At 35.2% G+C, this 20,257-nt stretch carries 13 protein-coding genes; 6 read left to right on the plus strand and 7 right to left on the minus strand.

The features are described from left to right. Positions 1 to 61 precede the first annotated feature (61 nt). Complete coding sequence (locus tag PGH12_RS07785; protein ID WP_267597606.1) at positions 62 to 1,075, minus strand: nucleoid-associated protein; 1,014 nt, start codon at positions 1,073 to 1,075, stop codon at positions 62 to 64. Between the two features lie 424 nt (positions 1,076 to 1,499). Between PGH12_RS07785 and PGH12_RS07790 the strand changes: the two genes are divergently transcribed. Both PGH12_RS07790 and PGH12_RS07795 read left to right on the plus strand, forming a co-directional pair. Beyond that, positions 1,500 to 1,898: a DUF7674 family protein gene (locus tag PGH12_RS07790; RefSeq protein WP_267597608.1), complete on the plus strand. Its 399-nt coding sequence runs from the start codon at positions 1,500 to 1,502 to the stop codon at positions 1,896 to 1,898. Between the two features lie 169 nt (positions 1,899 to 2,067). After that, positions 2,068 to 2,721 (plus strand): hypothetical protein, encoded by a 654-nt coding sequence (locus tag PGH12_RS07795; RefSeq protein ID WP_267597609.1) that lies wholly within the window; start codon positions 2,068 to 2,070, stop codon positions 2,719 to 2,721. Positions 2,722 to 2,776: 55 nt separating this feature from the next. Here the strand turns inward: PGH12_RS07795 and PGH12_RS07800 are convergent, their stop codons facing one another. The 3 genes from PGH12_RS07800 to dnaK all read right to left on the minus strand — a co-directional run bounded on the left by PGH12_RS07800 (position 2,777) and on the right by dnaK (position 9,451). After that, positions 2,777 to 4,312 carry a RagB/SusD family nutrient uptake outer membrane protein gene (locus PGH12_RS07800; protein ID WP_267597611.1) on the minus strand — a complete coding sequence of 512 codons (1,536 nt, stop codon included), beginning with the start codon at positions 4,310 to 4,312 and terminating at the stop codon, positions 2,777 to 2,779. A gap of 10 nt (positions 4,313 to 4,322) precedes the next feature. After that, positions 4,323 to 7,244, minus strand: a complete 2,922-nt coding sequence (locus PGH12_RS07805) for a SusC/RagA family TonB-linked outer membrane protein (RefSeq protein WP_267597612.1) — start codon at positions 7,242 to 7,244, stop codon at positions 4,323 to 4,325. Between the two features lie 314 nt (positions 7,245 to 7,558). Further along, positions 7,559 to 9,451, minus strand: coding sequence for a molecular chaperone DnaK (gene dnaK, locus PGH12_RS07810; RefSeq protein ID WP_267597613.1), 1,893 nt, complete (start codon positions 9,449 to 9,451; stop codon positions 7,559 to 7,561). A gap of 439 nt (positions 9,452 to 9,890) precedes the next feature. Here dnaK and ppk1 point away from each other — a divergent pair, with 439 nt between their 5' ends. The 4 genes from ppk1 to PGH12_RS07830 all read left to right on the plus strand — a co-directional run bounded on the left by ppk1 (position 9,891) and on the right by PGH12_RS07830 (position 17,190). Then, positions 9,891 to 11,963, plus strand: coding sequence for a polyphosphate kinase 1 (gene ppk1, locus PGH12_RS07815; RefSeq protein ID WP_267597614.1), 2,073 nt, complete (start codon positions 9,891 to 9,893; stop codon positions 11,961 to 11,963). Positions 11,964 to 12,241: 278 nt separating this feature from the next. Continuing rightward, on the plus strand, positions 12,242 to 13,126 hold the full coding sequence (locus PGH12_RS07820; RefSeq protein WP_267597615.1) for a Ppx/GppA phosphatase family protein: 885 nt from the start codon (positions 12,242 to 12,244) through the stop codon (positions 13,124 to 13,126). A gap of 104 nt (positions 13,127 to 13,230) precedes the next feature. After that, positions 13,231 to 14,007 (plus strand): hypothetical protein, encoded by a 777-nt coding sequence (locus PGH12_RS07825; protein WP_267597616.1) that lies wholly within the window; start codon positions 13,231 to 13,233, stop codon positions 14,005 to 14,007. A 114-nt stretch (positions 14,008 to 14,121) separates the two neighbouring features. Continuing rightward, the gene (locus PGH12_RS07830; protein WP_267597618.1) at positions 14,122 to 17,190 is read left to right on the plus strand and encodes a choice-of-anchor I family protein; all 3,069 of its coding nucleotides are present in this window, start codon (positions 14,122 to 14,124) and stop codon (positions 17,188 to 17,190) included. Positions 17,191 to 17,314: 124 nt separating this feature from the next. Here the strand turns inward: PGH12_RS07830 and PGH12_RS07835 are convergent, their stop codons facing one another. The 3 genes from PGH12_RS07835 to PGH12_RS07845 all read right to left on the minus strand — a co-directional run bounded on the left by PGH12_RS07835 (position 17,315) and on the right by PGH12_RS07845 (position 20,133). Continuing rightward, positions 17,315 to 18,604, minus strand: a complete 1,290-nt coding sequence (locus PGH12_RS07835; protein WP_267597619.1) for a hypothetical protein — start codon at positions 18,602 to 18,604, stop codon at positions 17,315 to 17,317. Positions 18,605 to 18,740: 136 nt separating this feature from the next. Continuing rightward, the gene (locus tag PGH12_RS07840) at positions 18,741 to 18,989 is read right to left on the minus strand and encodes a NifU family protein (protein WP_267597621.1); all 249 of its coding nucleotides are present in this window, start codon (positions 18,987 to 18,989) and stop codon (positions 18,741 to 18,743) included. 40 nt (positions 18,990 to 19,029) lie between these two features. Then, the gene (locus PGH12_RS07845; protein WP_267597622.1) at positions 19,030 to 20,133 is read right to left on the minus strand and encodes an Mrp/NBP35 family ATP-binding protein; all 1,104 of its coding nucleotides are present in this window, start codon (positions 20,131 to 20,133) and stop codon (positions 19,030 to 19,032) included. Positions 20,134 to 20,257 lie beyond the last annotated feature (124 nt).

Genomic DNA, 20,257 nt, shown 5'->3' on the forward strand with positions numbered 1-20,257 from the left:
TATCATCAGTAAAAATAATTCACTAATTACATCTTTGTATTACGTTATTCTAAGGCGCTTTTTACACTTCCTTATCAAAATAAAGCATGTAATATTTGCCTTTTTCATCCTGCCCTTGCTCCAGCATTTTACGGTCACCATGAATGTAAATATGGAAGTTTTTATCTAATTTAATGATGCTTTTAAAATGTCTCTGTGTTTTTTTTACAGCAGCTTCACTTATTGGAAATTCTTCAGCAATATTGATCTGCATTTCCTGTTCGTAATCGGTTTTATAATTATTAAAACTTTCAATCACATGCTCATCTTTCAAAACCTCAGCTGCAAAATCATCAAGCTTAAATTCTTCTTTTTCCTTAAAAAAATTGATCGACTGATTCAGAAAATCTGCCTGATCCGCCTTTGAAACCTCAAATTCCTGCGGAAGTTGTTTAATGATATAATCTTTGTAAACCATCAGAGCTTCCTGTGTATGAAAATACTCGTCATCGCGCTGTTTAACTTTAAGAAAATCCTCAAACCAGTAATACATATCGCCGTTTTTATTGTTATCAACAACCGACAAAACGTATCCGCTTTCTTTACTGCTGTTGTAGATTAGTGCAGCTTTGTCGATTTTTGAAAGACTGATTCCCTGATCTTTATCAATCTCAAACGATTCATTTTTAGGAAAAATCTTTAGGAAAGATTCTCTCTTTTCAGTTTTAAAAATTCCGATTTTATCTACTTTTTCATCGCCTTCTCTTTCGTCTTCAAAATAAACAACAAACAATTCGCCACCCTGAACTCTTGGGTTTTCGGCAGCTTCAAAAAGATGTTTTGCCAGATTTTCAGATTCCCAAAGAAATTTAGCCTTATCTTCAAAAATTTCCGACACAGAACTGTAAACAGGATTGTTAACCAAATAAGAATCGCTATAAAATTGATAAGTCTCTTCTGTTTTGAACGAACCTAAAAAATAATTCTCCAGCATTTCAACCGTTCCTTCATCCAGCTCAAGCTCTTCCTGAGAAAGCAAGAGAGATTCTCCATTGATTTTATTTCCTACCCTGTGTACTGCAATTTTTGAAAACATCTTTGATTTTTTGTGGACTGCAAATATATTAATCTCTGACTTAAAAAGGACAAAATATTTTTTTTCGTGAAAAGGTAACTCAAAAGCAAATTCTAATCAATCACTTTCTCATTGATCCGATTATTGTCGAAAAGACATTTGTAATTGCATAAATTTTAAGCAACAGATTATATCTTTGAACATCATTATGAGTTTTAACAGTCGTCAATCTTTTTCTACTATTAATCAAAATCAATTGATTTAATAATCAAACACTTACAAATTTGCATTTTCATCAGAAAGCTTTGTATCGTTGATCATTAAAGGATTTAAAGCAAATTTTAAGGTTAAATTTAAAAACTAAACAAGTCTGTTAATTTTGAATTTCAACGTGATTTTGGTACGCTTTTGGCTACTGCTTGAATGTTTTTAAAATATTTAAACAATGAAGAATTTTGCAGCGGATACTATTAATGAGACTCAGGCAATTGAGCATTTGAAAATTTTTTATCCAACAATTCAGAACGAGATCGCACAGCTTTCTGCACAGAATAATTTTCCTGCAATCATTCAATCGACAGTCGATTATCTGAAAGTTCTTTTACAGGAATCTAAAATCAATATCGTCAACAGAAACATCAAAATGATGGAATGGCTTTACAAAAACGGAACTTTCAACGTAAAGCACATCATCGAAAATCTATTTATCAGATCTTTCGGAAGCTTGAAAAAGCACACCGACACTCAGCAATGGAATATCCTTTATCAGTATATGCCGATTGAGTTTCAGCAGATCTATCTTAACCAGACCCGACTGGATGAGATCATGTTTAAGAAGAATTAAATTTTGCAATAGACAGCGCCCAGGCTTTTAGTTTGGGCGCTGTCGTTTTATTTTGCCAAATATTGAGATTTTTTTTGATATTTCTTTGCTAAATTTTTTGTCGGTTAGATTTAAATTGATGATACGATTTTTAATTAAATAAAATATATATTTAAAACAAAATTAAATTATGGGATCTAAATTTAAAATTATTCTAATACTATTACTTCAGACATTATTCTATTCCGCACAAATCAGTAATAAAATAAAAAAAGTTGTCGAGCCAATTGATCATCAATATTTCAAAATTATACTTACTGAAAAGTATGATGAAGAAGGATATTCCAACTTATACAAAATGTTTAGTAAAGTTTCTGATATTGCAACGAATGATGAACTATTCTATTTAGCATTAAATGGAAGTACATTTGTTAGAATAAATTCAGTTTCAGTTTTAGTGGCACGAAAAGACCATAGAATAATCAAATTATATCGATATTATTCTGAATTTCCACTCGAGTATGAAACCAAGATTGGCCATGTCATATCTAAGCAAGATATGGCACTCAGTAACATCAGAGCTCAGATCTTTTCGCAAATAATTAATTACAACAATTACCAAAACACTAAAAAATTAATTAAAAATCAATCTTTATCGGATTTTTATTCTAAAGATGAAATGGTTTATTACGAAAATTTAGATATTACACCGTTTGAAAATTTGATTGTTGAATTTGATAAAATAGATAAACTCTTCATTCCACAAAGAATAGAATCTTATGAAGAAATTCAAAAAAATTGGATAGACGAAAAATTACAAATACCAACTACTTCAAGAATTTAAATAAAAAAAATCCCTTTACAAAAGCAAAGGGATTTCATATTTAATTAAAAAAATTTTAAGGATTCTGATCATATCCTGCCACCTGAATTTGAGATAGTGGAACCTGATATAAATAATCATTCGTTGTAATCGTAAAATTATAGTTGAGCTGTGCAGCAGCCTGATTAATAACTGCAACTCCTGTATTCCAGCGAACTAAATCGTGCCAATAAACACCTTCACCGGCAAATTCTACTCTTCTTTCTTTTCTTAGAGCAGTGGTAAAATCAGCAGCTGATATTGAAGCGGAAACAGGAGCAAGACCTGCTCTCTGACGGATTCTGTTAAGATAAAAAACCGCAGCATTTGTAGATCCCTCATTATTTAATATCTCTGCGTACATCAACAAAACATCTGCATATCTTATGATAGGAAAGTTGATTGGCCAGTCATATCGGTTGGTTAAAACAACTCCTTTTTCACGGAATTTCACGAAAAATTTCGCCTGATCGGGTTGTCCGTTTGTTGCGATAAAACTTGTCTTGATCGTTAAAGGTAATCTCAAATCTCCTGGTTCATAACTGTCTATCAATGACTGAGAAACTCCCAGTTCAGCGGAACTGTACAAACTGCCTTGCGCATTGTAGTAAGGATCTGCGCTCCCAAAGTTTGGCGAAACATAACTTGGCAAGTAAGAACCTTGTGATAAGCCGCCACTAATATGCTGAATTTCAAAAATGTGGAATTTATTATCGTTGGCACTTTTAAATAAATCTGCATAATTAGCTGCAAATGTTACAGACTGACCTTCTCCCTGAATCACTGCAGACAGATGCTCTTTTGCTTTTGCCGAATACGAACTGTTATGGAGCGGAAACCCCGATCCTGTAAGATAAATTCTTCCCAACATTGCGTGAGCCGCTGATTTTGTAATTCTACCTTTGTTTGCGGCATCGTAAGTGTTTTTTAAACCAGCGACAGAGGCTTCAATTTCTGAGGTGATGAAGTTATAGAGCGTTACCAAATCTGTTCTCGGTATTTTTGAGGCTTCATCCGGACTTACCGGTTTATCAATTAACGGAACTTTTCCAAAAGTACGCATCAACTCAAAATAGGCATAAGATCTTAGGAAACGCGCTTCTGAACGGTATTGCTCTCTGGTTGCGGGATCTGCAAATGGTACTGCATCAATTCTTGACAATAACATATTTGCATAAGCAATCTGCTGATAAGCATCTTCCCAAAGAATTTCCATTTCGTCAGTCGAAGACGTATCCTGAAAGCGGTTGATCGCATAATAATCTCTATTTCCGTTTTGCGAAATTGCATTGAAATTATTTGATCGAACTTCTGACGCCAATAAATAAAAATTAACATCATAACCTCCTCGCGATGAAGCATTCACCATCGCAGAATAAACTCCCGACAAAGCTTGCTGAATTTGTAATTCTGTGGTATAAAAAGAGTTTTGGGTAATATTATTTTCGGGTTCCAGCATCAGATCATCTTCACAACTGACCATTCCGAGCATCATACTACCACAAACCAATGCTTTAGCAAGCGATTTCATATTGACTTGTAAAAAGGATTTATTTATTATTGAAATTTTCATTTTTTTTAATTTAAAAGTTAAAGTTTAAGCCCATCATATACACTTTTGCGTTCGGATATGCACCATAATCGGTACCATCTGACTGCACAGATTCCGGATTGTAACCACCGTAATAGTGATCTTTTCTCCAGACATTTTCTAAACTGACATACACTCTCAGGTTAGAAATTTTTAGTTTATTGACTAATTCCTGTTCAAAATTGTAGCCCAACGTCACGTTTTTCAACTGAATATACGTTGCATCATACAACCATCTCGTGTCTAGAAGACTACCTGTGGTTCCGTCTAATCTCGGTGTTCTTCCGTCTCCCGGATTTTCATCAGAACGCCAGCGATTTGCCCAGTTCCCCATTACATTGGTAGTGGTTCCCATACTGGTACGGTCGATTGCCCGTCCTAACAATGCATAGCTATAACCTCCTTTCTGACCCTGAAAAAATACAGAAAGATCAAAACCTTTATAAGAAAAAGTATTTGTAAAACCCCAATAATAGTCTGGTGTAGGACTTCCGATAATGTGACGGTCGTCTTCGGTAATCTTACCGTCGCCGTTAAAATCTTTATATTTTACATCTCCCGCAATTGCTCCAGCCGTTTTAGCAACACCAGTATTGGTGAGATCTGCAGTAGAAAGCACTCCTATCGCTTCATAAAGATAAAAAGAATTGAGCTCTTCTCCTACTTTGATAATATTTGTTGAGCTAGAGAAACCTGTGTAAATTGGCGCATTATCAGAACCCAATTGCAGTACTTTATTATTATTAAATGCAATATTCGCCGAAGTGTTCCATCTGAAAGCACCTGTTAAATTTTTTGTACTTAAATCTAATTCCAAACCAGTATTCTGAACCGACCCTACATTTTTCCACATGATATTGTAACCTGTAGCAAAAGGAATTGGCTGTTGCAAAAGAAGATCGTTGGTTTTTTTGATATAGTAATCTGCTGTGAAATCAATTCTGTTGAATAAGCCTAATTCAAAACCAAAATCTGAAGACTGGGTTTTTTCCCAAGTCAGATTAGGATTTGCGATGGTGTTTGGAATTAAACCATTCGATAAATTGCCACCGAAAGAATAATTACCACCCGAAAGTGTACCAAAAGCCCTGTAATCTCCAATGTTATTATTTCCGTTTTCACCCCAGCTGTATCTTAGCTTTAAATTGCTAAGCCACGTTTTATCCTGTAAAAATTCTTCTTCATCGATCTTCCAGGCACTTCCGAATGCTGCAAATGTTCCCCAAAGATTATTCCATCCAAATCTGGACGAACCATCTCTACGAATACTTGCGAACAGCATATATTTCTTTTTATAATCGTAATTTACACGGCCGAACATCGACACCAACATCCATTCTGAAACGGTATATTCTGAATTTAAAACCGATGCAGACTGCGTGAAATTAAATGTTTTTAAATCATCATTCGGGAAACCCTTGTTTCGGTTGTACTGGCTAGTCGTTCTGTAATTTTCTGCGCTATAACCCGCAAGAGCAGCAATACTGTGATTTCCGAAAGTCTTTTTATAATTTAATAAGGCTTCTCCTAAATATCTGTTATAATTTACAGTTCGGCGACTGGCAATACTTACCTGTCCAGGAATGTTTGTGATTAAATTAAATGTCGGTGTATAGCTATTGTTGAGATTAAAATTATTGGTTGCGCCTCCGGAAATTTTAAAATTTAAACCCGGCAAAATATCATAAGACATATAAAGACTAGATAATAACCTGAATTCGTTGGTATTGTTGGTTGTATTTTCTAAAACACCAATTGAGCTTTGCGAAGAACTTGCCCATCTGTACCGGTCATTTTTCCAAAAATTGGTATAGAGACCGGCCGACAATTCTGCAACAGGAACCATTGAGAGCATTTTGTGAGCTTCATTGTCTTTTCCGTCTACTGCTGCTCCGTAACTTTGTGAATAACTTGGCCTTAAGGCAATTCCTGCCTTCCATTTATCTGAAATATTAATATCGACTACTGCACTCAGATTATACCTGTTGAATCCTGTATTAAGAGCCAAACCTTCCTGATCAAAATACGAAGCAGAGATTGCATATTTCACATCTTTACTTCCTCCACGTACTGAAAGCTGGTAATTTTGAATTGCTGCAGGACGGTAAAAAGCATCCTGCCAGTCTATGTAAGCAACCTGATCTGTTCCCCAGCGAGGATCAATCATATAATTGACATTAGCTAAATTATAGTTTGTTGTATTTGCTAAATTTAAATAGTTAGCTCTTACCGCATAACTGTCTGATGCAGAATTTCCCGGAGCCAAAGCGACCCATCTTTTGTTGATTGATTCAGTGGCGTAATCTATCCACTCTGAACTCGTCATGATATCCAACTTTTTTTCAATTGTCTGGACGCCATAGTATTGAGAAAATGAAAATGAAGGTTTTCCGGATATTCCTTTCTTTGTAGTGACAATAACAATACCGTTAGAACCTCTGGAACCGTACATTGCCGTAGAAGCGGCGTCTTTTAGTACTTCAATCGATTGCACATCGTCTGGCGAAACATTTGCCATATCATCTGCTACCATTCCATCGATCACGTAGAGGGGAGAATTACTTGCTGAAATTGAAGCTGTACCACGAACTCTGATTTCCAGCGGTTCGCCGGGTTTTCCTGATGTGGCGCGTGTTTTCACTCCGGCAATTTGTCCCGTTAAAGCCTGATCTACTCTCGCTATAGGACGGTCTTTAAAACTTTCTGCACTTACCCTACCAACAGAACCCGTGACCTCTCCTTTTTTTTGTGTGCCGTAAGCAATAATGACGACCTCCTCAATATCTTTTGTTTTATTTTTAGGATTTTGTATACTATCCTGTGACTTTGCCGTATTGGCTGCTTGTTTTTCCTGTGCGAAGATAAAACCTGAGGTACTTAGTAAAATACCCATAGTTACTATGGACTTCTTCATTCTGTGATTGGTGATTTTATAATTACTTTAAAACTTTCTTTAAAATGAAACATGAGAAAAGAAATAAGTACAGACATGATATTTCTCATATTTTTATTTCCCTAAAAGTATACTTATCATCAATTTTTGCTATCCTGCTGTTACCTGCTTAATTTCTCACCTCTCGTCTACACCAGTAAACCATTTACTTTCAATACATTAAATAGTATAATAATCTTTCGGTAATAATTAATGAATTTCAATATGCTTAAATTAGAAACAAAAAAATCCCCAAGCTTACGCTTGGGGATTTCATTATTACTTACTCGATGAGTTTATTTCACTTCTTCAAAGTCTGCATCCTGAACGTCTTCCGCTCCGTTTGCATTTCCTTGAGACTGTCCTGCATCAGCACCTTGACCTTGCTGTCCTGCTGCGTACATTTCTTCTGAAGCTGCCATCCATGCTGCATCCAAAGCTTCGGTTTTAGCTTTTACATCATCGCCGTTTTTAGCTTCGAAAGCTGCTTTCAAATCTGTATGTGCTGTTTCGATTGCTGCTTTTTTGTCAGCAGACAATTTATCACCAAATTCTTTCAATTGCTTTTCAGTCTGGAAGATTAATCCGTCAGCTTTATTGAAAATTTCAACTTCTTCTTTTCTCTTCAAGTCAGCTGCAGAATTTTCCTGAGCTTCTTTTTTCATTCTTTCAATTTCCTCTTCAGAAAGACCTGAAGATGCCTGAATTTTGATAGACTGCTCTTTTCCTGTTCCTTTATCTTTAGCAGAAACGCTCAAGATACCGTTGGCATCGATATCGAAAGTTACTTCGATTTGTGGAACTCCTCTTTGTGCCGGTGGAATATCTGTTAAATCAAATCTACCGATCTCTTTGTTATCGTTGAACATTGGTCTTTCACCCTGTCCTACTCTGATGCTTACAGCAGGCTGATTGTCAGAAGCTGTTGAGAATACTTCAGATTTTTTAGTTGGGATCGTAGTGTTTGATTCAATTAATTTAGTAAAAACAGAACCCATCGTTTCGATTCCTAAAGAAAGTGGTGTAACGTCTAATAAAAGAACGTCTTTCACATCTCCTGTAAGAACTCCACCCTGAATAGCTGCACCAATTGCTACAACCTCATCCGGGTTAACACCTTTTGAAGGTTTTTTACCGAAGAATTTTTCAACTTCTTCCTGAATGATCGGGATTCTTGTAGAACCACCTACCAAGATCACTTCGTCGATATCGCTGATAGAAAGACCTGCATCAGAAAGTGCTTTTTTACAAGGCTCCATAGAACGTCTTACCAAATCAGCAGATAACTGCTCGAATTTAGCTTTAGTTAAAGGCTTCACCAAGTGTTTAGGACCTGTAGCTGTAGCTGTAATATAAGGAAGGTTGATTTCAGTTTGAGGAGAAGAAGATAATTCGATTTTTGCTTTTTCAGCTGCTTCTTTTAATCTCTGTAAAGCGATTGCGTCACCTTTAAGATCTACACCTTCTTCAGCTTTAAATTCGTCTGCCATCCAGTTGATAATAACATCATCAAAGTCATCACCACCTAAATGTGTATCACCATTTGTAGACAATACTTCGAAAACTCCGTCTCCTAAATCAAGGATAGAAACGTCAAAAGTACCACCACCTAAATCGTAAACTGCAATTTTTTGATCTTTGTGAGATTTATCCATACCGTAAGCCAAAGCAGCTGCTGTAGGCTCGTTGATGATTCTTTCTACAGTAAGACCAGCGATTTCACCAGCTTCTTTTGTAGCTTGTCTCTGAGCATCGTTAAAGTAAGCCGGAACAGTAATTACTGCTCTTGTTACTTCCTGTCCAAGATAATCTTCAGCCGTTTTCTTCATTTTCTGAAGAATCATTGCAGAAATTTCCTGTGGAGTATATTCTCTATCGTCGATTTTTACTTTTACTGTATCGTTTGGCCCGCTTACAACACCGTAAGGAACTCTTGAAACTTCAGAAGCATCATCTTTAAAATGAGTTCCTATGAATCTTTTGATTGAATATACGGTTTTTGTAGGGTTGGTAACAGCCTGTCTTTTTGCAGGATCACCTACTTTTCTTTCACCATCTTCTGTAAATGCTACAATAGAAGGCGTTGTTCTTTTACCTTCTGCATTTGGGATCACTACAGCATCTTTACCTTCCATTACTGCAACGCAAGAGTTGGTAGTACCTAAGTCAATTCCGATTATTTTACTCATAATATCTATATTTTTTTAATTTTTAAATTTAATTACACTCTCACTTTCTCAATATCTATACCATTAGAAATTTTGTGACAAATTGACATTATTTCGCTCAAAGCAGGTATATACTTCAATTAATTTGTGCTAATAAGTACCGAAAATTAAATCTAAAGATCGTGACAAACTTAAATAAATAAATTACTGACTTGATGTGACATTTGTGCTGGGGAGATCAAAATGATAAATAAATCTCGTTCTAGGATAACTTAATTTTTAAAAATGTATGACAACTGTAGGTATTATATTGACTGATAATAGATTGTCATTAAACTAAAAATACAGGCAAAAAAGATGCTTTTATTAATTAAAAAACCTTTCTAATGCTGAATTTTTCCAAAATTTAATATTGAAGTACTTTTTAAATATTTTAAATTTGGAGAATTGAATTAAAAATATGTCAGTACATTTTAATCCCAGAGATATTACCTGGTTGGCGTTTAATGAAAGAGTTTTGCAAGAAGCAATGGACGAAAATGTTCCGCTTCATCTGAGAATTCGTTTTTTAGGGATTTTCTCCAATAATTTAGATGAATTTTTCCGTGTACGTGTGGCAGGTCTTAAGCGTGCCATGGATTTTAAGGAAAAAGTAATTGCAGAATCGTTCTATCAGCCGCCTTCAAAAATTCTTCAGAGGATTAATGAAATTGTCATCACCCAACAGGCAGATTTTGATAAAACCTGGAAAAAAATTCAGGTTGAAATGGCAGAGCAGAAAGTTTTCATTAAAACTTCAAAAAATCTTACAGCCCGTCAAAAAGATTTTGTACGTCAATATTTTGATGAAGTAGTAGAATCTAATGTGATTCCTATTTTACTTCATGAAAACACTCCAATGCCTTACTACAGAGACAAAAGTTTGTACTTAGGTGTGGCCATGAGAAAAAAAGACTGGCAATATCACAGCAATTATGCAATTATTGAGATTCCCTCTCGTTTTGTAGGAAGATTTGTTTTGCTGCCAACAGAAGATCTAGAAGAAAAAAATGTCATGCTTTTAGAGGATGTTATTACATTCAATCTTCCGCATATTTTCTCTTATTTCGGATACGACGAATTTTCCGCCAATGCTTTTAAAGTGACCAAAGACGCAGAAATGGATATCGATAACGACATTCGAACCAACTTTGCAGAAAAAATAGAGAAAGGTCTCAAAAACAGAAGAAAAGGAAAACCTACCCGCTTTGTTTTTGACAAAGATATGGATAAAGCTTTGCTCGAATTGTTGATCCGAAAATTAAATTTAAGCAAGAAAGACAGTATTATTCCCGGTGGAAAAATTCATAATTTTAAACATTTTATGGATTTCCCGGATGTTTTTGAATACTATAAAAAACCTGTCGAAAGAACCTCATTTACCCATCCTTCATTTGAACATGGTGAAAGAGTGACTGATGTAATTCTGAAACAGGATGTTTTATTAAGCTTTCCATATCACACTTATACGCCTGTAATCGATCTTTTGCGTGAAGCAGCGATGGATCCTGATGTGAAATCGATCCAGATTACGGCTTACCGTTTGGCAAGCAGCTCGAAAATCATCAATGCATTGATCTATGCCGCAAGAAACGGAAAAGATGTAACCGTAATGCTCGAACTTCAGGCAAGATTTGATGAAGAATCAAACCTGATGTGGAAAGAAATGCTGGAACCGGAAGGCATCACTGTTTTGATTGGGCTTCCCGACAAAAAAGTTCATGCTAAGTTGTGTGTCATCAAAAAAAGAGTCCATAATAAGACCGTTCAGTACGGATTTATCAGCACCGGAAACTTCAACGAAAAAACGGCAAGAATCTATGGTGATCACCTTTTGATGACTTCCGACAGAGGTGTTATGGCTGATATCAATAAAGTTTTCACAGTTTTAAAAAAGCCTAAAGAAGATTATCTTGCTGTTTTAAAAACCTGTAAAAACCTCATGATCTGTCCTCAATTTATGAGAGAAAAAATTGTTAATCATATCGACAAAGAAATTGAAGAGGCAAAAGCAGGGCGCAAAGCTGAAATGATCATCAAGGCAAATTCTGTGAGCGACCGTGGTCTTATTCTTAAAATGTACGAGGCAGCAGAAGCAGGCGTAGTTATCAGAGTGATTGTAAGGGGAATTTATTGTGCTATTAATCAGAAAGATTTTAAACAGAAAATTAAGGCAATTAGTATTGTAGATGAATATCTGGAACATGCAAGAGTAATGTATTTCTATAATAAAGGCTCGGAAGATATGTACATTTCGTCCGCCGACTGGATGAACAGAAATTTGGATTACAGAATAGAAGCCGCAGCAAAAATCACCGATAAAAATCTTAAAAAAGAACTGAAAGACATTCTTGATATTCAGTTAAGAGATAATGTAAAAGCGAGAATTTTAGATAAAAAACTCAGCAACGAATACATCAGCAATGACGAGAAAGAATGCCGTTCTCAAATAGAAACTTACAATTATCTGAAAGCAAAGACTGCTGAAAAATAGATTTTAAAACGCAAAAAGAGTTGAATATATAAGGTAAAATAAGCTTAGATTTTTTAAGTTTTATTAAGGTAAAATCATTAAGTAAACCCTTTAAATCAATTTTATTGATCCTGAAAAAAATCTTAACTCTTCAATAATCTTCATGGTTTAAAATTTCTCAAAATGATTATTAAACCGGATTGGGATTAACATAAAGAATTAATTTTTGTAAATTCGGGTTTTAAAATTAATTTGTTTTAAATTAAACAACTGAAATTCAATATAATACACTTTAAAAAATGATCATTGCAGCGATAGATATAGGAAGTAATGCGGCCCGACTTTTAATCAATGAGGTGAAAATTCAAAATGGAAAGCCTGAATTTATTAAATTAAATCTCCTCCGAATTCCTCTGAGATTGGGAATGGATGTTTTTACGCTGGGAAAAATCGGTGAAGAGCGTGAAAAAATGGTTTTGGATTCTATGAAAATTTTCAGTGATCTAATGAAAATTTATAAAGTTGAACATTACAGAGCCTGCGCCACCAGCGCGATGCGTGATGCTGAAAACGGTAAAGATATTATTGAAAAAGTTAAAAATTACGCAGATCTTTCCATTGAGATTATTTCCGGAGACGAAGAAGCAACTTTGGTGTACGAAAATCACGTCGCAGAAGGTCTCGACAAAGATTTTGCTTATCTTTATGTAGACGTTGGCGGCGGTTCTACCGAACTGACTTTCTACGAAAATGACAAAATGGTCTACGAAAAATCTTTCAACATCGGAACCATCCGTCTTCTCAACAATCTCGTGACAGAAGACAACTGGAAGGAAATGAAAGAGGAAATTAAAGCCAATATCAATAGTAAAATGCAAATTGTAGCCATTGGTTCCGGCGGAAACATCAACAAAGTATTCTCGATGAGCAAAACCAAAGACGGCAAACCAATGTCGATTGCGTATTTAAAAAATGCTTACAAAGAATTTAGCAGTCTGACTGTCGAAGAAAGAATGACAAAATACGGTTTCAGAGAAGACAGAGCCGACGTTTTGGCTCACGCTTTGAAAATCTACAATTTTGTAATGCACTGGGCAGAAATCAACAAGATTTTTGTTCCGAAAATTTCTGTGGCGGATGGTTTGATTCATAATATTTATGAGAGGGTTTCTGGGGAGGAATAAATTCTGTAAAATTTACTTTTAAAATTTTTAATAGTCGGGTTTATATGAATAAAGTCCACAAAAAAATATTTAATCAGTAAATTTTTTACTTAGCAAAAAATACTATGAAACAAATCGCACTGATTCTAACTTTACTATATTCGGCACTAAATTTAAATGCTCAAAATATAAAATTTAGAGAAAATATTGACAAAGATTCTTTGTTTAATGTTGCAGTTCAAAAACTACCTATCGAAATGCGTGGGGATTTCACTAAAACATACAAGAGTGGAAATGAACAGGAAAAGGAATTTTTACTGTTTATGACTTTAATGCCAGAAAGTAGCAAACAGGAACTTATAGCAAATTTTGAAAATAAAAAAACAGAAATTCAAAGATTAAAAACTGAATTTCAAAAACTTGTTCCTAAAAATTACGTTGTGGATATCGAGTTTAAGCCTGAAAGTAAAATTTTGACTGTAAGTGAAGAAATTACTATTAAAATCTACAAGGTGAAAAAGAAGGATGAAAAAGAATATGCAGATGAGATTGAGAGATCTGATGACTTAAAAGTTATATCCCAAAATTGGAATTTGAAACCAAATTCGAATGAACTAGACAAAATTATTAAGTCGATTGGATGGACAAATCAAACTCTTGATCAAATCAAAAAACTTTTAAACGAAGCAAATTGCATTTCAATAGAAAATGGCAAAATTACTACAATAGGTTTTGCAAGAAGTGGAATGGGAAAATATTATTATAAAATTTTCGAAAAACCGCTTAATGAAAAAAATAAAATAGAATACACTAACAATTGTCAATACATTTTTTATAAAGATAACATTGTTCTTGAATATGGTGGCGGTGCAATCGGTTCACAATGTTTTGAAAAACATTAACAATAATTTAAAACTAAAACCATTTCAACCAAAACATTTAACCATTTCATAATCTTCCCGTAAAACCCTCACAACGTACAACGTTCATTTTTGCACAAATAATAAATTGTAAAAATGAAGAACAAATACCTATTGAGAGGCTTGCTGCCTATTGCCGCATTATTTTACGGTTCAGTTTCGGGACAGAGCACTTTAGTTCACTACTGGAACTTTAATAACAGTACATCCGTTGCAGCACTCACCACTCCTACTACATCTCTTCTGAATGGCTCCATTACAGCAATTTCTACAGGAACAGGAAGCACAGATACTTTCATTGATTTCGCAAATGGTGTCAACCAAAATTTTAATATTGAAAATTTAAACGCAAGAAACGGAGACGCTTCCGGAACACATTTAAGATATAATTATCCAATTAACGGAAATGTACAGTTTCTTTTACCTACAACCGGATACAACAATGTTGTTGTAAAATTTACAACAAGAAGATCAGGCTCGGGAGCGGGAAATCAGAATTGGTTCTACTCTTTAGACGGAACTACTTTTGTACCTTATCAGACGGTAACTTCTCAAGATGCTAATCCGCAGCTTATTACATTTGATTTTTCAGCTGTTTCGGGAGTTTCCAACAATCCGAATTTTAAATTAAAAGTGGAATTCGCGCAGGGTGGCGGAGGTGCAGTTGGAAACAACAGATTTGATAATTTCACGGTAGACGCCACTCCAGCCGGAGGGGTTGATACTACTCCACCAACTGTTGCCTACTTGCCTGCAAACAACGTAAATAATGCTTCTACAACAATAAATCCTACGATCACATTTAATGAAAATGTAAGATTAATTGACAATTCTGCGATTACTTCTGCCAATGCACAAAGTTTGGTTGAACTAAGAATTAACAATGCAACAGGGGCAGTCGTTCCTTTCACTACAACTTTCGCGAACAATGCTATTACGGTAATTCCTACCACTGGTTTGGTTCCGAATCAGGCTTATTATTTAGCTTTAAAACCGAATTTGGTTGAAGATACAAGCGACAATGCCGTAACGACCGTCACATCAAGTACTTTCACTACAGCAGGAACGAGCATTGCCTTGGAGAAAAATTTAATTAAAGTCAATGAAAATACTGGAACTTTAGCATTTAAGATCAATGTTAACAATCCTTCAAATGCAGCGGTTAATTTGGTCGTAAAACCTTCGTCATTCAACACTGCAAACGGCAGTGATTTTACTTTGGCTAATCAGACGATCAACATTACTCCGTCTACGACAAGTGTTACCATTAACATTCCAATTACAGATGATAACTTGGAAGAACAACAGGCAGAATATTTTGTGGTTGGTCTTGAAAATCCGGTTGGTGCTACGATTACGGGCGATGCCAATTCTACGATTTACATTATTGATAATGATAGAGCGGCTCCGGTGGCGTCCAATCAAATTCAGTTAAATTATATCGGAAGTTTTGATCCTTCAGGAAACAGCACGAGTTCGACTGAAATCGTAGTTCATGATGCTGCAACACAAAGATTGTTTACCATCAGTTCTTTAACCGATGTTTTTGATATCATTAATTTCTCAAACCCAACCACTCCGACCGTCATTCAGACTGTCAACATGACTCCTTACGGTGGCATTACGAGTATTGCTGTCAAGAACGGAATTATCGCCGTAGCCTCACCCAACGGAACGAATCCTCAAGGAAATGGTTCGGTTGTATTTTTCGACATTAATGGAGTTTTCCTTAAGCAACTAAACGTTGGCGTTTTACCGGATATGATTACGTTTAGCCCAGACGGAACCAAAGTCATGACTGCCAATGAAGGAGAACCAAACGATGCTTACACGGTAGATCCTGAAGGTTCGATCAGCATTATTGATGTTCCGACTTTAACGGTTGCAGGAATTCAGGCTTTAACGCAAACAAATGTTACAACACTTGGTTTCACTCAGTTTAACGGCATGGAAGCTACTTTAGCAACCACCGGAGGACGAAAAGTAAAATCAACAAGCACTTTGGCTCAGGATTTAGAACCTGAATACATCGCGATCAGTCCGGACAGCCAGAAAGCATGGGTTTCTTGTCAGGAAAACAATGCGATTATTGAAGTTAATTTAACCACAAAAGCGTTAACCGGAATTTGGGGATTAGGTAAAAAAGACATGAGTCTTCCAGGGAACGGTTTCGATGCTTCAGACAATAACGGAGAAGTATTGATTGCCAACTGGCCTGTGAAAGCGTATTACAATCCGGATGCAATGGCATCTTATAAAATCGGAAACACCAATTATTTAGTTACCGCTAACGAAGGTGACGAAAAAGATTTGGGTGGTTTCAGTGAAAGAACAACTGTCGGAGCGGCGGGATATACTTTAGATTCAACTGTTTTCCCGAATGCTTCTATTTTAAAAGCTTCGCATAATTTAGGAAGATTCAGAGTGACGAAGGTGAATGGAAACACTGATGGAGATACAGATTTCGAAGAAATTCATGCTTTGGGAGCGAGATCATTCTCAGTTTTCAATACAGACACCAAACAGTTGGTTTACGACAGTGGAGATCAGTTTGAAAGACACGTCGCAGCAAATCATCCTTTGATTTTCAATGCAGATAACGAAGCCAACGGAGCCAAAACCCGAAGCCGAGCAAAAGGCCCAGAACCGGAAGGTGTAACTTTAGGAACCATCAACGGTCAGACTTTCGCATTCATCACTTTGGAAAGAACCGGAGGTGTGATGGTTTACAACGTAACAGATCCAAACAATGTAACATTTACAGATTACAAACACTCAAGATCGACTTCTGCATTTGGTGGCGATAATGGTCCGGAAGGAATTACTTTCATTCCTGCAGCAAATATGACCAATGGAAAAGCCTACGTCATCGTTGCCAACGAGATCAGTGGAACATTATCAATGTATGAAGTTGCAGCTTCTCCAACATTATCAACTGGCGAAGTAAAACCTGAAAAAGCAACCTTCAATATCTTCCCGAATCCTGTAACCAAAGGAAATACCCTATATTTCAACAGAGCACAAGGTTATGAATTATTCGATATGAGCGGTAAACTTCTTGGAAAAGAAAAATCTGCCTTAACCATCGATACTTCAAAACTAAACACCGGAGTTTATTTAATTCAAACATCAGAAGGACAGGTAAAAAGAGTCATTGTAAAGTAACTTTTATATATTTGATTTTGATCAAGCCTCGGGATTTTCTCGGGGCTTTTTTGTTTGTTAAAATAGGCAGAGAATCAACCTTGTCAAGGTTATAAACTGCATGAAGATTAATCTTGACAAGGTTTTAGCTTTGCAACAATTCTTTAAGTGAAAAAACTAGTTTTGAAAAACTATCATTAAAATTTTGATTGTAATTGATATCAAACACTTTCACTCCATTTTTTAAAGATTTTTCGCGTTTTTGATGATCCAAAAATTGGGTTTGGGCTAAACCTTCGATTCCTCCAAAGAAATCTATTGGTTCGAAATGTTGAATACCGTTGTACTCAATTGCAATATTTAATTCTTTTATAAAAATATCAAACCGCTGTCCGTTTAACCATTTTGGAGAATATTGGCTAATAATTGTGTACAGAGGAAATTCAATTGCAAGAAGATTCAGCAAGTGTCTCTCCATCACATAACTTCCAACTTCGTCAAAACCTTTTTCTTGACGAATATGATTCTCCAAACTTCTGTAATTGTTCTTCAAACGAGAATAAAAAATATTTTTAATCTCGTTAGAGCTATAAATTTTCCTGTCCCAATCTGCATATTTTCGTGTATGCCCAGAATTAATGACTAACATATCCCCCAACAAAGTGTAGGAAATTTTATCAATTTTTGAATGAATACGTAAGTAATCTAAGCAGAAAAATTCTTCGATTTCTTCAAGGTTTAACTGACCTAAAAAAGATATAAATTCTTCATTACTAATTACTGCTTTTGTACCATATGACAAACTACGCAAAAGTGAATGAATAATTTTTTCGGTTTTTAAATTCTCATTCTTAAAAAGAACATATGTCAAATATTTTCTAGGAGAAACAAGACCTTCCGCAAAAATCTGATCTATTTTTTCTTTTTTACTCCAGAATTTTACGTTCCTATACTGATTTAAAATAAAATTATTTTTGTTATACCAATAATTTTCAGAAAATGAAAATTCAACCGCTTGTAGAAATCGCCTAAAGTCTTCCTCTGTATTAAACTTAGTGACAACTTCTGAAAAGTAATGAAGAATGATTCCAGACTTCCTAATATCCGTTTCTCCTGATATTTTATTATTATTTGGCAAAGCATAACACATTATCCAATTTAATCCATTTCCAATTCTAATAATATCTGAACACGGATAAGCTGTTTTATCTCCAACTAAATAATTAAGTCCGTTAAAATTTATTAGTTCAAACTTTTTACTAATTCCATCGTCGAAAACAATTCTATTATTGTCATTTATCTCTTTAATAAGTTTTTTCTCATTTCCATACTGTGACTTTTTTGAACGATGAATTCTCTTTAAATCTATTCCAAAATTATTCTTGTAAGAATTCTCAATAAGATCATTCAAATTGTTTTGCTTTGGTGGATACATTATTATTTTAGATTGGTTGGAATATAACTTTTATAAAAATAAAGATTCAGATTGATATACAACTTAAAATTTTATACTTAAACAAAAAAAACAGACCTTCACAGATCTGTTTTCAAAAAATATATCATCGTATTTTTTATTCTACATTTACTACCTTTTCAATTTCGGGAGCATGTTGCTTGATGGTATTTTCTACCCCTAATTTCAATGTTGAAAAATTAAGAGAGCAACCTGAACAGTTTCCCAGAAGTTTTACAAAAACGGTATTATCTTTTACATCCAAAAGCTCGATATCGCCACCGTCTTTGTTCAAAAACGGACGAATGCTTTCCAGAGCTTCTAATACCTTGGTTACAGTTTGTTCGTGTGTTATATTTATCTCCATATTTGAATTTGGTTTTTCAAAAATTAATTTGAAATCATTACTATTTTTTTGGTGAGCAACCTGCCATTGTCGTGATTTTCACGGCTTCTGTAGGCGGTAAAAACTTATTTCTTTCTACTAAACTCTCAACCATTTTTCTTGCAGTTTCTGTATAAATTTCTGCAATTTTAGAATTTTCCTGCAATGCAGCAGGTCTTCCCACATCTCCAGCTTCTCTGATGCTCTGAATCAACGGAATTTCACCCAAAACAGGAATATTTAAATCATCTGCCAAATATTGTGCTCCCTGGTTTCCAAAGATATAATATTTATTGTCAGGTAATTCTTCCGGCGTAAAATAAGCCATATTTTCTACCAGTCCAAGAACAGGAATGTTAATACTTTCCATATTGAACATGGCAATACCTTTTCTAACGTCCGCCAAAGCAACGTGTTGAGGCGTACTTACGATAACCGCTCCCGTTACCGGAACTTCCTGAATGATGGATAGATGAATATCACCCGTTCCCGGAGGAAGATCGATTAATAAGAAATCCAATTCTCCCCAGGCAGCATCTCTGATCATTTGGTTCAATGCTTTTGAAGCCATTGGCCCTCTCCAAACCACTGCCTGATTTGCTCCTGAAAAATATCCGATGGAAAGCATTTTCACACCATAATTTTCGATAGGTTTCATTAAGTTTTTCCCATCAATTTCTACAGAAATAGGCTTTTGACCTTCTGTATCAAACATCGTTGGAACAGACGGCCCGTAAATATCGGCATCTAAAATTCCAACTTTAAAACCCATTTTTGCTAAAGTTACCGCAAGATTTGCAGCGACCGTAGACTTACCAACACCTCCTTTTCCGGATGCGATGGCGATAATATTTTGAATTCCAGGGATTTGTTTTCCTTTGATCTGACTTAGCTGAACTTCACTTGGCTCGGGAGAAACTATTTTAAGTTTTAAATTAATTTCTTCTCCAAATTCACTTGCAAAAGCCTGTTTCATCGCTGCTTCAAGCTTCTTTTTTTCGTGCATTGCCGGTGAATGAGCGGTCATGTCGATGTATACATCGCTGCCCATTACCTGAAAGTTACTCACCAAATCATCTACTTCTATTTCTTTAAGGAAATCCTGAACCTTTTCTTTAGTCAACATAAAAATATAAATTGTCTACAAATTTACGGAAATTTAAACTATTTAGAATCAATAAAGAGACCGATAGATAAATTCTTTTGCTAAGCCAAAAATTGTGTATTTTAGGGCGATTTTAATTTTAAAC

The organism is Chryseobacterium sp. CY350 (assembly GCF_027945075.1).
GTDB lineage: Bacteria > Bacteroidota > Bacteroidia > Flavobacteriales > Weeksellaceae > Chryseobacterium.

What these genes read in the sequence shown, in the direction of transcription:
- ppk1 (WP_267597614.1), top strand. Translation starts at nt 9,891, where the DNA reads ATGTCAGTACATTTTAATCCCAGAGATATTACCTGGTTGGCGTTTAAT.
- PGH12_RS07830 (WP_267597618.1), top strand. Translation starts at nt 14,122, where the DNA reads ATGAAGAACAAATACCTATTGAGAGGCTTGCTGCCTATTGCCGCATTA.
- PGH12_RS07825 (WP_267597616.1), top strand. Translation starts at nt 13,231, where the DNA reads ATGAAACAAATCGCACTGATTCTAACTTTACTATATTCGGCACTAAAT.
- PGH12_RS07800 (WP_267597611.1), bottom strand. Translation starts at nt 4,312, where the DNA reads ATGAAAATTTCAATAATAAATAAATCCTTTTTACAAGTCAATATGAAA.
- PGH12_RS07845 (WP_267597622.1), bottom strand. Translation starts at nt 20,133, where the DNA reads ATGTTGACTAAAGAAAAGGTTCAGGATTTCCTTAAAGAAATAGAAGTA.
- PGH12_RS07795 (WP_267597609.1), top strand. Translation starts at nt 2,068, where the DNA reads ATGGGATCTAAATTTAAAATTATTCTAATACTATTACTTCAGACATTA.
- PGH12_RS07805 (WP_267597612.1), bottom strand. Translation starts at nt 7,244, where the DNA reads ATGAAGAAGTCCATAGTAACTATGGGTATTTTACTAAGTACCTCAGGT.
- PGH12_RS07785 (WP_267597606.1), bottom strand. Translation starts at nt 1,075, where the DNA reads ATGTTTTCAAAAATTGCAGTACACAGGGTAGGAAATAAAATCAATGGA.
- dnaK (WP_267597613.1), bottom strand. Translation starts at nt 9,451, where the DNA reads ATGAGTAAAATAATCGGAATTGACTTAGGTACTACCAACTCTTGCGTT.
- PGH12_RS07835 (WP_267597619.1), bottom strand. Translation starts at nt 18,604, where the DNA reads ATGTATCCACCAAAGCAAAACAATTTGAATGATCTTATTGAGAATTCT.
- PGH12_RS07820 (WP_267597615.1), top strand. Translation starts at nt 12,242, where the DNA reads ATGATCATTGCAGCGATAGATATAGGAAGTAATGCGGCCCGACTTTTA.
- PGH12_RS07840 (WP_267597621.1), bottom strand. Translation starts at nt 18,989, where the DNA reads ATGGAGATAAATATAACACACGAACAAACTGTAACCAAGGTATTAGAA.
- PGH12_RS07790 (WP_267597608.1), top strand. Translation starts at nt 1,500, where the DNA reads ATGAAGAATTTTGCAGCGGATACTATTAATGAGACTCAGGCAATTGAG.